Annotated in this window: 14 protein-coding genes and 1 pseudogene; 5 read left to right on the forward strand and 10 right to left on the reverse strand. The window is 72.8% G+C overall.

Annotation, left to right across the window (positions count from 1 at the left end):
• Positions 1-20 precede the first annotated feature (20 nt).
• From ADK67_RS33550 to ADK67_RS33565, 4 genes are all read right to left on the reverse strand, one after another.
• The gene (locus ADK67_RS33550) at positions 21-1,217 is read right to left on the reverse strand and encodes a sensor histidine kinase (RefSeq protein WP_053720573.1); all 1,197 of its coding nucleotides are present in this window, start codon (positions 1,215-1,217) and stop codon (positions 21-23) included.
• Complete coding sequence (locus ADK67_RS33555) at positions 1,214-1,648, reverse strand: hypothetical protein (RefSeq protein ID WP_053720574.1); 435 nt, start codon at positions 1,646-1,648, stop codon at positions 1,214-1,216. The genes ADK67_RS33550 and ADK67_RS33555 overlap by 4 nt, the downstream gene beginning before the upstream one ends.
• 194 nt (positions 1,649-1,842) lie before the next feature.
• The gene (locus ADK67_RS33560; protein WP_053720575.1) at positions 1,843-3,450 is read right to left on the reverse strand and encodes a SulP family inorganic anion transporter; all 1,608 of its coding nucleotides are present in this window, start codon (positions 3,448-3,450) and stop codon (positions 1,843-1,845) included.
• Positions 3,447-3,782: an ArsR/SmtB family transcription factor gene (locus ADK67_RS33565; protein WP_053720576.1), complete on the reverse strand. Its 336-nt coding sequence runs from the start codon at positions 3,780-3,782 to the stop codon at positions 3,447-3,449. Before ADK67_RS33565 ends, ADK67_RS33560 begins: the two co-directional genes overlap by 4 nt.
• 49 nt (positions 3,783-3,831) lie before the next feature.
• Here ADK67_RS33565 and ADK67_RS33570 point away from each other — a divergent pair, with 49 nt between their 5' ends.
• The gene (locus ADK67_RS33570) at positions 3,832-4,206 is read left to right on the forward strand and encodes an HPF/RaiA family ribosome-associated protein (RefSeq protein WP_053720577.1); all 375 of its coding nucleotides are present in this window, start codon (positions 3,832-3,834) and stop codon (positions 4,204-4,206) included.
• Positions 4,207-4,230: 24 nt separating this feature from the next.
• Here ADK67_RS33570 and ADK67_RS33575 read toward each other — a convergent pair whose 3' ends face one another.
• The gene (locus ADK67_RS33575) at positions 4,231-4,851 is read right to left on the reverse strand and encodes a CGNR zinc finger domain-containing protein (RefSeq protein ID WP_053720578.1); all 621 of its coding nucleotides are present in this window, start codon (positions 4,849-4,851) and stop codon (positions 4,231-4,233) included.
• A 140-nt stretch (positions 4,852-4,991) separates the two neighbouring features.
• Here ADK67_RS33575 and ADK67_RS33580 point away from each other — a divergent pair, with 140 nt between their 5' ends.
• Both ADK67_RS33580 and ADK67_RS33585 read left to right on the forward strand, forming a co-directional pair.
• The gene (locus ADK67_RS33580) at positions 4,992-5,540 is read left to right on the forward strand and encodes a carboxymuconolactone decarboxylase family protein (protein ID WP_053720579.1); all 549 of its coding nucleotides are present in this window, start codon (positions 4,992-4,994) and stop codon (positions 5,538-5,540) included.
• Positions 5,541-5,546: 6 nt separating this feature from the next.
• Positions 5,547-6,500 carry a pyridoxamine 5'-phosphate oxidase family protein gene (locus ADK67_RS33585; protein WP_053720580.1) on the forward strand — a complete coding sequence of 318 codons (954 nt, stop codon included), beginning with the start codon at positions 5,547-5,549 and terminating at the stop codon, positions 6,498-6,500.
• A 113-nt stretch (positions 6,501-6,613) separates the two neighbouring features.
• Here ADK67_RS33585 and ADK67_RS33590 read toward each other — a convergent pair whose 3' ends face one another.
• Genes ADK67_RS33590 through ADK67_RS33600 form a run of 3 tightly spaced genes read right to left on the reverse strand, consistent with a single transcriptional unit; the run spans position 6,614 to position 8,786 of the window.
• Entirely contained in the window at positions 6,614-7,270 is a 657-nt protein-coding gene (locus tag ADK67_RS33590) for an ESX secretion-associated protein EspG (protein WP_053720581.1), read from the reverse strand.
• A complete protein-coding gene (locus ADK67_RS33595; protein WP_082404223.1) occupies positions 7,270-8,481 on the reverse strand; it encodes a WXG100 family type VII secretion target in 1,212 nt (403 codons plus the stop codon). Before ADK67_RS33595 ends, ADK67_RS33590 begins: the two co-directional genes overlap by 1 nt.
• Positions 8,478-8,786: a hypothetical protein gene (locus ADK67_RS33600; protein WP_053720583.1), complete on the reverse strand. Its 309-nt coding sequence runs from the start codon at positions 8,784-8,786 to the stop codon at positions 8,478-8,480. The genes ADK67_RS33595 and ADK67_RS33600 overlap by 4 nt, the downstream gene beginning before the upstream one ends.
• 180 nt (positions 8,787-8,966) lie before the next feature.
• Between ADK67_RS33600 and ADK67_RS33605 the strand changes: the two genes are divergently transcribed.
• Both ADK67_RS33605 and ADK67_RS33610 read left to right on the forward strand, forming a co-directional pair.
• A complete protein-coding gene (locus ADK67_RS33605) occupies positions 8,967-9,722 on the forward strand; it encodes an FHA domain-containing protein (protein WP_053720584.1) in 756 nt (251 codons plus the stop codon).
• A gap of 104 nt (positions 9,723-9,826) precedes the next feature.
• Positions 9,827-11,584, forward strand: coding sequence for a serine/threonine-protein kinase (locus ADK67_RS33610; protein WP_197289739.1), 1,758 nt, complete (start codon positions 9,827-9,829; stop codon positions 11,582-11,584).
• A gap of 63 nt (positions 11,585-11,647) precedes the next feature.
• On the opposite strand, the gene ADK67_RS33615 is transcribed toward ADK67_RS33610, so the two are convergent.
• The gene (locus ADK67_RS33615; RefSeq protein WP_197289740.1) at positions 11,648-13,135 is read right to left on the reverse strand and encodes a polysaccharide lyase 6 family protein; all 1,488 of its coding nucleotides are present in this window, start codon (positions 13,133-13,135) and stop codon (positions 11,648-11,650) included.
• A 191-nt stretch (positions 13,136-13,326) separates the two neighbouring features.
• Positions 13,327-14,198: pseudogene (locus ADK67_RS33620) on the reverse strand (right-handed parallel beta-helix repeat-containing protein); the annotation flags it as partial.

Consider the following 14,198-nt stretch of genomic DNA (forward strand, 5'->3'; position numbering starts at 1 on the left):
GGTGCGCGGAGCGTCCGGTGTCAGGGGATTCCGCTCGGCTGCGTCGATCTCCGGTACGCCACCGGGTCGACGGAGTCCGCGAGCGGCAGCACGGCGACGAGCCGGAAACCGCCGGTGGGCGTCCGGGCGGTGGTCAGGCTGCCGCCGAGAGCGGCGAGCCGTTCGCGCAGGCCGGACAGGCCGTGTCCGGTGGACAGCGCGCGGTGGTGGGTGGCGTCGTGGCCGCCGTCGTCGGACACCTCGATCTCGACGTGGTCGGCGGTCCAGGTCAGCAGCACCTCGGCGGACGCGCCCGTGCCCGCGTGCTTGGTGACGTTGGTCAGCGCTTCCTGCACCACCCGGTACACCGCGAGGTCCACGGCGGGCGCGACCGCCGGCGGATCGCCGGTGACGCGCAGATCGACGTGCGGCCCGGCCGCACGGAACGAGTCCAGCAGGGTCGGGAGGTCGGCGGCGCCGGGCTGCGGCTCGGCCGGGTCGCCGTCGGCGCGCAGGACCTCCAGCATCCGGCGCAGCTCCCCCATCGCGTTCTCGCCCAGGCGCTGGATCGTGTCGAACGCGCCCGCGGCGCGGGTGGGGTCGTGGTCGAGGACGCGTCGCCCGCCCGCGGCCTGCAGCACCATCACGGTGACCGCGTGGGAGACCACGTCGTGCAGTTCCCGCGCGATCCGGCCACGCTCCTCGACGACGGCCTGGCGTGCCTCCAACTGCCGCCGGGCCTCCAACGACCTGGTGTGCTCCCGGCTGGTCCGGACCCACCGGCCGGTCGCCCACACCGACAGGGGCAGCAGGGTCAGGTACGCGGCGGCCGCGACGTCGACCACGAAGTCTTCCGGTCGGCTGAGGTCGAAGTCGGGGCTGGAGCTGAGGAACGCGTAGAGCAGCGCGCCGGCCAGTGCCACGCCGGCCACCCGCACCCGGCACCGCTCGGCGACGGTGAACAGGGCGAGGTACACGACGATCTCGGGGCGGAACTCGAAGCCGCTGACGGGCGCGGCCAACGCGGCCAGCGCCAGCACCACGACGAACACCGCCGGCGGGTGCCGGCGGCGCGTCAGGAGCACGACGAAGATCACCCCCAGGTACCCCAGGGTGAACCAGAACCGCGGTTCTTCCGGCCGCAGCGGGACGTGCGAGTAGAGCACCACGTCCATGGCGCCCGCCGCCAGGGCGAGCCCGGTGTCCGCGGCGACCCGTCCGACGGCGCTCCGCGTCATGGGCAACGAGCGCAGTTGACGATGTTGTGCTTCGCGCACGCCCGGTCGCCAGGGGGCACCGGCCCGCCGGTGGCTTCGAACGCCGCGCGCACGTCACCGCCGTGGGCGGCGATCGCGGCCTCCAGCACGACCGGCTCGGGCATCACCGCGTTCGGCGCGTGCCGCGACGCCGTGGCGAGGTCGAGGACGGCGAACTCCGCTCCCGCGAGCCGCACGGCGTTCACCCCGGCCATCGGGATGCGTTCGATCGGGCTCTCGTCCTCCCCGGCGAGCACGATCGCGACGGCGAGGCTGCCGTCCAGCAGGCCGGGCGGCGGGTCGGGCACCACGACCCGGGTCGGTTCGACCAGCCAGCCGGTGGCGACGCGGCTTCCCCCGGCCCGCGGCGCGCCCTCCTCCTCGATGGAAACGACCACGCGTTCTGCCGTCATGACTACCCCCTGGGCATGTGCGTTCGAGTCGTGGATGAGAACAGCACGGTGAAGGGGTCCTATCCTCCGACTCCGGGCGGACCTTTGGGCATCCCCGAATGGAGTTACCTCGAACGTGTGACAACCCGATCGTGTGACATGGACCCATGACACATCGTGGTGAAGTTCGCGACCGAGGACGCCTTCGCCGCGGATCAGGGCAGGAGGTCCCGCTCTCGCAGGAGGGCGCGGGCGTGGTCGATGGCGTCGGGCGTGTGGTCGAACACGCGCAGGTCCAGTGTGTCCAGTGCGCGCCGGTGCTCGTCGCGCACACCGGAGACCAGGACGGTGATGCCGCGGTGTTCCAGGCGCCGCACGGCATCGCGCAGCACCTGCACCCCGGTGGCGTCGACGGCGGACAACCGCGACATCCGCAGGATCACCACCGCCACCGGGGCGATCTCCGTCAGCTCCAGCAGGAAGCGGTGGGCGGCGGCGAACAGCAGCGGGCCGTCGAGGCGGTAGGCGACGATGTGCTGGGCGAGCAGCGCCCGTTCCTCCTCGCGGTGGTCGCCCGGTTCCAGGGGGACCTCCTCCAGGCGTGCGGTCCGCGACACCGCGCGCAGGGCGAACACGCCGGCGAGCACGAGGCCGACGATGACGGCGGTGACGAGGTCCAGCACGAGCGTGGCCACGGCGGTCAGCGCGAGCACAGCGGTGTCGGAGCGGCCGGCGCGAGCCAGCGCGCGCACCGAGCCGACCTCGACCATGCGGATCGCCGTGGCCAGCAGCACGCCGGCGAGCACCGCGAGCGGGACACCGGCCACCCACGGCGCGGCGACCACGACGATCAGCAGGAGCACCACGGCGTGGGTGAGGGCGGCGAGCCGGGACGTCGCGCCGGAGCGGACGTTGACCGCCGTGCGCGCGATGGCCGCCGTGGCGGGCACACCGCCGAACAGCGGCGCGACCAGGTTCGCCAAGCCCTGGCCGAACAGCTCGCGATCCGGGTCGTGCCGCTGGTTGACGCTCATCCCGTCGGCCACCGCGGCCGACAGCAGGCTCTCCAGCGCGGCGAGCGCGGCCACCGCCACCGCCGACGGCAGCAGCGACCACAGCGCGCCGAAGTCCAGGAACCCCAGCGACGGTGCGGGCAGCGCCGCCGGCAGCGCCCCGATCGTGGCCACGGGCAGCGCCGCCGACTGCGCGACGACCGTCGCCACGACGACCGCGGGCAACGAGAACGGCACACCCGGACGCCACCGGGCGCCCAAGAGCATCACCACGACGACGCCGGCCGCGAGCGCGACGGCCTCCCAGCGCGGCGCGGCGGCGAAGTCCGCGAAGGCCTCGACGGCGCCGAGCACCACGTGGTCCTCGTCCGGTGCGGCCACCCCCAAAGCCGCGGGCACCTGCTGCAGCGCGATCACCGCCGCGATGCCGATCGTGAAGCCCTCCACCACCGGCACGGGCACGTACCGCATGTAGCGGCCCGCGCGGGCGACCGCGAGCAGCACCAGCAGGATCCCGGCCAGCAGCCCCACGGTGAGCACACCGTCCACGCCGTAGCGCGCGACGATCGGCACGAGCACGACCGTCATCGCACCGGTGGGGCCGGACACCTGGAGGCTGGAGCCGCCGAACACCGCGGCCAGCGCACCCGCCACGACGGCCGTGACGAGACCGGACGCCGCGCCGAGCCCGGAGGCGACGCCGAACCCGAGGGCGAGCGGCAGGGCCACGATCGCGACCGTCACCCCGGCCACGAGGTCTCGACGCGTCGCGCCGGCCCAGTCGGCTCTGGCGGGCAGGAACACCGTCACGCCCGCTCCTCCTCGCGCAGCATCGCCAGCAGCTCGTTCTGCCCGGCCAGCAGGCCGGCGAGGACCCGGCGCGCGACGCGGAGCAGCTCGGCCACGTCGTCGCTGGTCAGCGCGTAGACCACGGTCGTGCCGTCACGGGTCGCCGTGACGATCCCCGAGCGGCGCAGCACCGCCAGCTGGGCCGAGAGGCTGGACGCCTCGATCCCGATGTCGGCCAGCAGGTCGCGCACCGGCTTGGGGCCGTCCTGGAGCAGTTCGAGCACCCTGATGCGCACCGGGTGCCCGAGCATCCGGAAGAACTCCGCCTTGGCCTGGTGCAGCGGAAGGGGCACGACGGCCTCCGGCGAGTTGAAGACTTGAAGAGTTCTTCAACTCTACAACATGGCACCGACGGCCGAGCCGGTCCACGTGCGGGCCTCGGGCACTGCCGACCGGCACGGCGAGGAGGAGGGTGGAGGCATGAGCCACGTGCACGAGATCGCCAACATCCGGGTCGACCTGGCCACCGGGCTGCCCGGGGAAGCCGCGGAGTACGCCCGGACCAAGGTCACCGCCATCGCCAAGTACTCCCCCGCCGACATCTCCTACGCCAAGGTGCGGCTGAGCACCGACGGGCCGCGGCTGGTGGTGGCGCACGCGTCGCTGGACGTCAACGGGACGCCGGTGAACGCCGACGCGAACGCGGCGACCTACCACGAGGCCGTGGACCTGCTGCACGACAAGTTGCAGCACCTACTGGCCGCCATGGGCCGCTGAACGCCGGCCGCCGCGGCGCGACGGTCAGGCCGTCGTGCCGCGGTGGCGCTGGTAGTGGCGGGCGGAGCGGGCGCGGTTGCCGCAGCCTGCCGAGCACCACTCCCGGCGGGGGTGGTTCTTGACGAAGTACAGGACGCAGCCCGGCCCGAAGCAGGCGCGCAGCTGGAGCCGGTCGTCCCGGCTGAAGAGCGCGACGGCGTCCTCGGCGATGGCGGAGACGGCGGCGGACGCGGCCTGCCCGCTGGTGCGCACGTGACGTGAGGGCGCCTGGCCCGGCGTCCAGGACAGCACCGACCAGCGCGGCGTGTCACCGGCGGCCCGGTTGAGCGCGGTCACGGCCGCTTCGAGGTCGCGCACCCCGGAGGCCGCCGCCGGGCGCCGGTCCTCGGTGGCCTCGGCGGCCAGCCGGCGCAGGGCGTCACGCAGGCCGACCAGGCGTTGGCCGAGGCCGTCGAGGTCGGACGCGGTGAGCCCGTCCAGGTCGCCGGGGGTCAGCAGGTCCGTCCGGGCGCACACGGCGTGCAGCCAGGCCCGGGTGTGGTCGCGATCGCGCAGCGCGTCGTGCACGCCGTCCCGGTCGGCCCAGACGGTGTTCATCAACTCCACCGGCAGCGGTTCGCCCAACAGCGGCGCATCCGTGTCCATGCGGTCGAGGCTAGCGCACTTCTGACGGTTGAAGCAGCCTTCATCCGTTTGACAACGAACGCGGGCGCGTGCCATGGTCCTTCTAACGGTTACTGACCCACCTAAGCGTCAGAACCACCGCCCGAAGGAGTGCTGCCCGCATGACCGGTTTCACCCCCGTCGACCCCGCCACCGCGACCGGCACGGCGGCCGAGCTGCTCGCCGACGTGCAGAAAGCCCTCGGCGTGACGCCGAACATGACCAAGGTGATGGCCAACAGCCCCGCGCTGCTCCAGGGCTACCTGGCCCTGTCCGGTGCACTGGCAGGCGGTGTGCTGCCCGCTCCGGTCCGCGAACGCCTGGCGCTGGCCACCGCCGAGTACAACGGCTGCGGGTACTGCCTGTCGGCCCACACCTACATCGGCGCGCACATCGCCAAGGTCGACGCCGACGAGTTGGAGGCGGCCCGGGACGCCAAGTCGTCCGACCCGCGCACCGGGGCGCTGCTGGCCCTGTCCGACGCCGTCGCCCGCGGTCGCGGACGGGTCGAGGAGGGGGTCCTCCAGGCCGCGCGTGACGCCGGCGCCACCGACGCCGAGATCGGCGAGGTCGTCGGCCACCTGGCCTTGAACGTGCTGACCAACTACTTCAACATCCTCGCCCGGGTCGACAACGACTGGCCCGTGGTCACCCCGCGCGGGACGGCCTGATCCACGATGACCGACCCGGCACGCGTCGACACCGCGGGCTTCCACGCGGGCGAGCTGGCCGTGCAGCGCCGGGCGGGCGTCTCCAGGGACGCCGCCCGGCTCTCGGCCATGGTCGCCCCCGCCCGACTGGGTGCGGGGGCGGCGCGGTTCCTCGCGGAGCGGACCTTCGCCGCGATCACCGCACGCGACACCGACGGCACGCTGTGGCTCTCCCCGCTCACCGGCCCGCCGGGGTTCCTCCACGTCGACTCCCCGGCCTCCCTCACGGCGCGGACGTCGCCGGCCGAGGGCGATCCGCTCCACGACCTGCCCGCGGACCAGCCGGTGGGGCTGATCGCGGTCGAGTTCGCCCTCCGCAGGCGCCTGCGCGTCAACGGCACCCTGGCCGACTCCGGGGACGACGGGCTACGCGTCGACGTGCACCAGGCGTTCGGCAACTGCCCCCAGTACATCCAGGCACGGCGCCTGCGCGGCACACCCGCCGCGCTCCGGAGCGCCGCGCCGGTCCGACGCGGGACGAGCCTCGCGCCGGACGACGTCGACCTGATCCGCCGCTCCGACACGTTCCTGGTCGGCACCACCCACCCCACCCGCGGCAACGACGCCTCGCACCGCGGCGGAGCCCCCGGGTTCGTGCGCGTCGAGGGCGGAGGGCTGTGGTGGCCCGACTACTCGGGCAACAACATGTTCACCACGCTCGGCAACATCCACGCCGACCCCGATGCCGCGCTGCTCTTCTGCGACTTCACCACCGGCCACACCCTGCACCTGTCCGGCCGGGCCGAGGTGGAGTGGACCCGTCCGGGCGCCCCCGGCGACGACGACCACACCGGGCGGCGCGTCCACTTCACCCCTCGGCACGTGGTCGCCGGCCGACTGCTGCCGCTGCGGGCCGACTCCGTGGTCCCCGCCCCGGACAACCCACGGCTCACCGCACCACCACAGGCAACTGCGCCGTGACCTGTGGCGAACGCCCGGCCGGTGTCCTCGGGCAGGGCGGAACCTCCGTTCGGATCGCAACGCAAGGAGCGGCAGGCCGGCTTCACCGGCGGCCTGCCGCTCCACGGTCCCGGTCAGTCGCCGATGCGGCCAAGCCACTCCCTGATGATCGGACGTGCCGCCGGCGTGGCGTGCACCCAGCCCTGGCCCCGGTTGTCGACGTAGCGGACCACCAGCCAGCGGCCGTCCGGGCAGTCGATCGTGGTGAGGAACGACTCCGAGCGCCGGCGCCGCCCGTACCGGTCGCGCTTGGCCGCGTAGAGCTTCGCGACGCCCGTGCGCGAACGCTGCATCAGCTCGACCAGCGGCCGTGACGTCGACGCCTCCTCGGCACGGGCGTTGATCGACGAACCCCGGCCCGGCCGCAGCTCCGGCAGGCACGCGACGAGCCGGTCCGACGGGTCACCGTGCAACGCGTCGATCCGCACGTGACCGTTGTCCCGCAACGCGAAGACGCCGTGCCGACCGGCCGTGGCGGCGACGACCGGCAGCGTCACCTCGCGGTTGAACGCGATCCAGCCGAAGCACTCGAAGTCCGCGAACGCGAGCAGCCGCAACGCCTCCAGCGCCTCGTCGACGCGCACGCCCTCGCGGTACAGCGCGTGCTCGACCTCCAGGGTGTTGGCCTCGGCGGGCGGCACGTGCAGCACGGTGTGGTGCTCGCCGAGGTCGTCGTGGTGCCACAGCACGTCGAACTCCGTGTCGGACAAGACCACCGGTTCTCGCAGCATCAGTCCTCCCCGATCACGGGCGTCACGCTGTCGGGCATCGGGCCGACGAGCGCGTCCGCTTCTTCCTCCAGGTACACGGTGCGCCGGTGCTCCCGGTCCTCCTCCTCGCGCATGTGCGGCGCGTGCGGGGCGAAGCCGCCCATGCCCGCCACACCGACCCTGCCCGCCACGCCACGGGCACCGGCCGCGGCAGGCACGTTGGGCGGCGGCGTCCGACCCAGGACGCCGGAGCGGTCGCCCGCGTCGAGGGCGCCCCGCTGCCCCCTGGTGCCGGTGGGGTCGCCGATGCCGATCCCGCCCGGGAGCACCGGGGCGACACCGGACAGGTGGTCGCCCTTCGGGAGGTTCGACGTGTGCGCGGTGTCCCTGGCCGACGGCGGGCGCGACGCGATCGGCAGGCCGCCGGGCACACCGGTGGACCAGTCGGCGACCGCCGTCCGGTCGCCCGGCTGCCTCGGTGCGGCGGGCCCTTGAACGGCGGGCGCTCGCCCGCCGAGGTCGCCCTCGCCACCGCCGACGGCGCCGCTGGCCGAAGTCTTGCCGCCGCCACCACCGCCCACCGACGGCGGTGCGGAGGTCTTGTCACCGCCCGCCGCTCCCGCCGCCGACGACGGCGAAGTCGCACCCGCGTCCCCCACCTGCGGCGGCGCGGACGGCGCGGCCTGCACGCCGGGTCCGCTCACGGCCTGCACCGCGGTGTCCGCGGCCAGCACGCCGCCGGCCCCCTGGGGCATCTGCGGCAACGTCGCCTGGTTCTGGCCCGTCGCCGTGGCGTACTCCGCGTAGACGCGGCGGTTGTTCGCGTCGGCCTCGAACCACTCCTTGCGCGCGATCTCGTTGTCGGTGTCCCACGGCGTCAGCTCGTCGAAGAGGGTCAGCTCCGGCGGCTGCGGCGTCGCCATCGGCATCACCCGCTGCCTGAACTGGCCGTAGCTCTGCGCTTGGGTCCGCAGCGAGGCGTCGGCCTTGTCCAGCGTCTCCTGCGCGCGCTGGAGGGCCTGCTCGATCGGCTGCACGGCCTGCGCCGCCCGCTCCGACGCCTTGCCCTGCCACGCGGCTTGCAGCTCGGCGGTGAGCCGACGCAGTTCGTCACCGAGGGCCTGGATGCGCGTGCGCGCGTCCTTCGAGACATCCGCCGCCTGGTTCAGCCCCTCGGGGCCCGCGCCCTGCGACACCATCTGGTAGATCTCATATCCGCTGAGCCCTGTCATCGGCCTTTCACCGCCACTCCGCCCTCGATGCCCTGATCGGTCTTCGCGTACTGCTCGACCGACGCCTTCAGCTCCTCGATCCGCGTCTGCAGCTCCCGCTCGATCGCCGAGACCGAGTCGAGGTGCGCTTGGCCCGCCTGGGAGGCCGCGGTGGTGAAGGCGGTGGTCGCCGGGTCCTGCATCGGAGGCTGGATCTGTGCGAGCAGTTGGCTCTGCTGGTTGGTCGCGGACAGCTCGTCACGCACCTTGCCGTGCCTGCCGACCACCTCTTGGAGAGTGTCGATGGTCACTTCGAAATCGCCCATGGACGCAGCGTGGCGGGAGCCGCCGGGGACCCCTCCCGCCTCACTCGCGGCGAACGCCGCAGTCCGGTCCGGTTGGCATCGCCCCTCGTGACGAGATCGGTCCCTACCATCGAATCCTGAGGGCCGGGAGGGGTCCCGGGCCGGTCCGGCGACACTGCGCGACAACACGAGGAGGCCGGCATGAACACCGAGAGCCTGGCGCGCGACGTGCCGCGCGCCGCGCCGGGAGCCGTCGTCGCACTGGCGCTGAGCGGGAAGATCAGCGTCACCCCCGTCGAGGGACGCCGGGTGAGGTTCGGCCGCAACCGGCCGGACGTCGACGTGTGCGTCGGCGAGACCGACCCGCGGGTGAGCCGCCAGCACGGCCTGCTGACCCGCCACGCCGGCCGGTGGTGGGTCACCAACACCGGGCGGCTGCCCATCCGCCTGCCCAAGACCCGGTGGCTGTTCCGCGACGAGGACCCGGTGCCGCTGGCCGACGGCTACACGCCGCTGTTCATCCGCGGCTCGCACGAGCGCGAGCACCTGCTCGAGCTGTACGTCGCCGGCGAGGACGGCGGCCACCCGGCGACCCGCCACGCCGCCGTGACCCAGCCGCCCAAGCGGTGGCGGCTCACGCCGGACGAGCACCTGATGCTGGTCGTGCTGGGGCAGCGCTACCTGCTGCACGAGGCCAACCCGCAGCCGGTGTCGCGCCAGCACGTCGCCGAGGTGCTCGACGAGCTCCAGCCGGACGCGGGCTGGGGCGTCAAGCGGGTCGAGCACATGGTCGCCGACGTCCGGGCCAGGCTGTCCGCGGCGGGTGTGCACGGCCTGCTGCGCGAGGAGGTCGGCGAGCCCGTCGGCAACGCGCTCAACGACAACCTGCTGCGCGAACTCGTCCTGTCGACCACCCTCGTGCCGCCGGACCTGGCACTGCTGGACGCGCTGTCCTGACCGGCCGCCTATCGGGTGAAAGTCCGGGGCATCGGCCAGCTCACGGCGCCTCGGCCCGGCGAAGCCCATGACGGCGCGCAACCGTGGTCACTACACTACGCACCGTGCGCACGGGGGATGTGGTTGGCGGGCGGTACGAGCTGGAGGACGCCCGCGGCTCCGGCTCCGGCGGCGTCGTCTGGGGCGCGTTCGACCGGAAGTTGAAGCGGCGGGTGGCGCTCAAGCGGCCCCACGCGGCGGCGGACCACACCGACCGGACGCGGTTCCGCCGCGAGGCCGAGACCGCCGCGCAGGTGCAGCACCCGAACGCCGTCTCGATCTTCGACACCGTCGACGCCGACGACTGCTGGCTCGTCATGGAGTACATGCCGGCGGAGAGCCTGGACAAGACGCTGGCGGCGAGCGGGCCGCTGCCGCCCGAGCGGGTGGCGAGGATCGGCGTGCAGATCGCGGGCGCGCTGGCCGCCGTCCACGCGAAGAACATCGTGCACCGCGACGTGAAGCCGGGCAACGTCCTGGTCACCGACGACGACCTGGCCAAGCTGACCGACTTCGGCATCTCCATCTGGCGGGACGTGACCCGGACCGACGACGGCAAGGTCACCGGCACACCCGCGTACACCTCGCCCGAGGTCGCCGGCGGGCACCCGGCGAGCCGCGCCTCGGACGTCTTCTCGCTCGGCGCCACGCTGTTCGCCGCGGTCGAGGGCACGCCGCCGTTCGGCAACGGCCAACCGCACGAGGTGCTGGAGCGCGTCCGGCGCGGCGAGACCCTGCCGGTGCGCCAGGCGGGTCCGCTCGCCCCGCTGCTGGCCGAGATGCTGCGACGGCACCCCCAGCGGAGACCGACCGCCGATGAGGTCCGATTACGGCTCAAGGAAATCGTCGGCGACTGGGAGCCGCCACCGGCGCCGGTCCCACGCCCCGCCCGCGTCACGGCACGGCGCCGTGCGTCACTCCGGGTGGCCGCGGGGGTCGCGTTCGTCGTGGCGATCAGCGCGGTGGTGTTCACCTGGCAGCACCAGGCGCCCGCGGCGCAGCAGCCGCCACCGGCAGGTCTCGTCGGCGACGAGCGCAGCGCCGACCCGTGCGCGCTGTTCGACGAGGAGGAGCTGAGCCGATTCGGTCCGACGCGGCTGGTCACCACCTACGGCAACTTCAACCGCTGTGACGTCGTGGTCGACGTCGGCGCGAAAGCACCGGTGGACGTCGAGGTCCAGCTGATCACCCGCGCCTCGCGCACGGTCCAGGGACAACCGTTCGACGTGGTCGAGGGCGCCCTGCAGAGCGGCGAGTGCGACCGCACCGTGGTCGTGGACGACAAGTACGCCGTCCGGGTGGCCGCGAAGCTGCAGAACCCGCCGTTGGACCTCTGCGCCGTGGCCGAGGTCGCCACGGACACCGTGCTGGACGTGCTCCGCAGCGGTCCCGTCCCCCGGCGCGCCACCCCGTTCCCCGCCGGTTCGCTCGCCCACGTCGACGCCTGCGCGCTGCTGGACGACCAGACGCTCGTCACGCTGGCCGCGGTCAACGGCGACTCGGCCGTGAACGTGTTCGGGAACTGGGCGTGCAAGTGGTTCAGCACGGTCGGCGGGCCCGGGATCAACCTGCGCTTCGACCAGCACCCGGCGGGGCAGGTGGTCGCGGGCGAGCTGGTCGAGCTGGACGGCCGCCCGGGGTACCTCCAGCTGGACACGGGCACGAGCTGCACCGTGAACGTGCCGCACCGGCCGGCGAACGTGCCGCCGCGGGAGCAGATCGACATGATGGTGCTGACCGTGAGCGGCGATCGGCCGGGTCAGGAGTACTGCGACCGGGCCACGCGCCTGGCGGCGGTGGCCGCCGCGAAGCTGCCCTCCTGACCGTGCCGGGGGCCGGCGAGCGCGAACCCGCACCCGCTGGCCCCGTTGTGGCACGTCGTCGTGCTACCGGGAGTTCGGACCGACATCGGTCGCGCAGAGCGGTCGCCGGACCACTGCGGCAGTCGACCTCTCGTCCGCACCGACGTCGGCGACACCGGCCCGCGGCTGGCCGTCCATGTCGTCGGTGACGAACGCGTGGCGGCCGGCGGCGCGGTCGATCGCCGGGCTGCCCGCGCCGATCCGGTAGACCGGTCCTTCGCGGCGCAGCAGCGGGTCGACCGCGCGGATCGCCTCGGCGGGCTGGTCGACGCCGACGGTCGCGGTTCCGGTCGGCCACGCGACGTTCCCGGCGTACGTCAGGTTCACCGGCGTCTTCAGCTCGTTGAACAGCTTGCCCTGGGCGCCGGTCACCACGTTGTCGGCGATGGTGGAGTCGATCGGCGGGAACGTGTAGTTGGCGCCGATCTCGATGTTCGACACGTTGTTCACGAAGGTGTTGTGCACGACGGTCGCCCGGTAGACGCGCCAGTGCGCGTTCAACGCGCCCGAGATGTCCACGTCGCCGCCGTCGAGCTGGAGCGCGGCGTCGTAGCCGGAGCCGGTCAGGCCCTCGAAGTGGTTGTTGTAGATCTTGTGGTCGTCACCGTAGATCCGGATACCGCCGGTGCCCGGCTTCCCCTCGCCGAGGAAGAAGTTGCCGTGCAGGGTGCCGCGGTTGCCGTGCCGGTGCGACAACGTCCCCTGCGAGGACCGGAACGTGTTGTAGCGCACGGTGTTGTCGTTGCTCTTCACGGAGATGATCTCCGGGTCGCCGTCGCAGTCCTCGAACAGGTTGGACTCGACGACGGTGAACCCGCTGGAGCGGGAGATCGTGCTCCGGCCCACCCGGATGGCCTCCATCTCGTTGACCGCGCGCGGGCCGATGTCGCGGAAGTGGTTGTGGTCGACGCGGTCGTGCCGCGACTGCTCGGTCTCCGACCCCTCGATGGTGATGAAGTTGCCCAGTTGGCGCTTCTCCTCGAACAGGTTGTGGTCGATCCGGTTGTGGTGGCTGTTCGCGCCGTCGACGAGCACCCAGTTCAGCTTCGACTCCTCGGCGAGCCGGAAGTGGTTGCGGGTCAACCGCACGTGGTTCGAGCCGGTGATCCGCAGGGTCGAGCGGTTCGTCCAGCTCAAGCCCTCGAAGGTCACGTACGACGAGTTCGCCACCTCCAACTGCCCGTCGTCGACCACCGCACGACCGCGGTGGGCCGCCACGACGGTGATCGGCTTGGCCGCGGTGCCGTTCTTGCCGGTCATCCCTCCTATCGTGTAACGACCGTCGGCGACCACGATCCGGTCCCCGGCCCTGGCGTCGGCGAGGGCCGCTTGGAGCTGGGTCGAGTCGGTGACGCTGACCGTGCGGTCGACGCCGTGGCCGGCGGACCACCGGCTGTCAGGCCCGCCGGCGACCGGCGGTGGGCTGGCTGCCCCCGACGTGGCGGGCCACCACGCGGCGGAGACGCCCGACGCGAGCAACACCACCAGGAGCACACCAAGAGTCCGTGTCATCGGGATCCTCGCTCTTGACCGGAGAAACGACATCCGTCCAGCATGTCCGGTCACCGTTGGGACCAGTCCCGGTGACCGCGACTAGCGCTCAACGGTAGGCGTGGTCCATGAGGGTGATCGGGCGGGCACTGCGGTGTGCCCGCCCGATCACCCGACACCGCCACGCTGCGGTGCCGTTACCCCGTGGCCTACTACCCGAAGGTGACGACGAGGCGGCCGTCGGAGGCGTAGGACCAGCGCAGGGCGCCGCTGTAGGAGGCGCAGCGGGAGCCGTTGGTGCCGGTCCAGAACTGGTTGGTGCCGTCGACGTTGCCGACGGTCTTGTCGTTGGTGCCGCTGCCGCTGCGGCAGGACGTGTTGCCGCGGAAGACCGAGGAGCCGCCGTCGAAGCTGAAGTTGCGTTCGGTGTTGTCGATGCTGACGTTGTCGGACACGGTCATCGTGCCGAGGTTGCGGTTGTAGGTGAAGCCGTGCTTGCCGTTGTCGTAGGCGATGTTGCGGCGGATGACGTGGTTGACGCCGATGTCCTCGCCGCCGAGCTTGTAGCCGTTGCGGTCGCCGTTGCCGGCCTGGCCGCCGTTGCTCAGCGTGCCGTTCCCGTAGGCGAGGGAGTCCTCGATGGTGACCGCGCCGATCGGGCCGGTGTCGGTCTTGGTGTAGAGGTCCCAGCCGTCGTCGATGTTGTTGTGCGCGACCGCGTAGCGGAACACGTTGCCCGGCCCGGAGGTGAGCTTCGCGGCGAACCCGTCGGCGTCCTCGCCGTCGGAGTCGGCGTTGTCGTGCGACTCGGCGCTCAGGATCAGGTTGTTGGCCGGCCACTGGTCCTTCGGGGTGGTGGACAGCATCCGCGACAGCTGCAGGCCGGTGTCGCGGTTGAAGCGCGTGACCGTGCGCTCGAAGACGTTGTTGCTGCCGCCGACGAAGATGCCGTTGTCCCCGGCCCGCTCCACCACGATGCCCCGCACGTGCCAGTACGCGCCGTTCACCGCCAGCCCCCGGTTGGCCGGGTCCTCCGCCTGCGCGGAGAAGTTCAGCACCGGCGTCTCACCGGGGTAGGCGAACA

This window comes from Saccharothrix sp. NRRL B-16348, from assembly GCF_001280085.1.
In the GTDB taxonomy this organism is placed as follows: domain Bacteria; phylum Actinomycetota; class Actinomycetes; order Mycobacteriales; family Pseudonocardiaceae; genus Actinosynnema.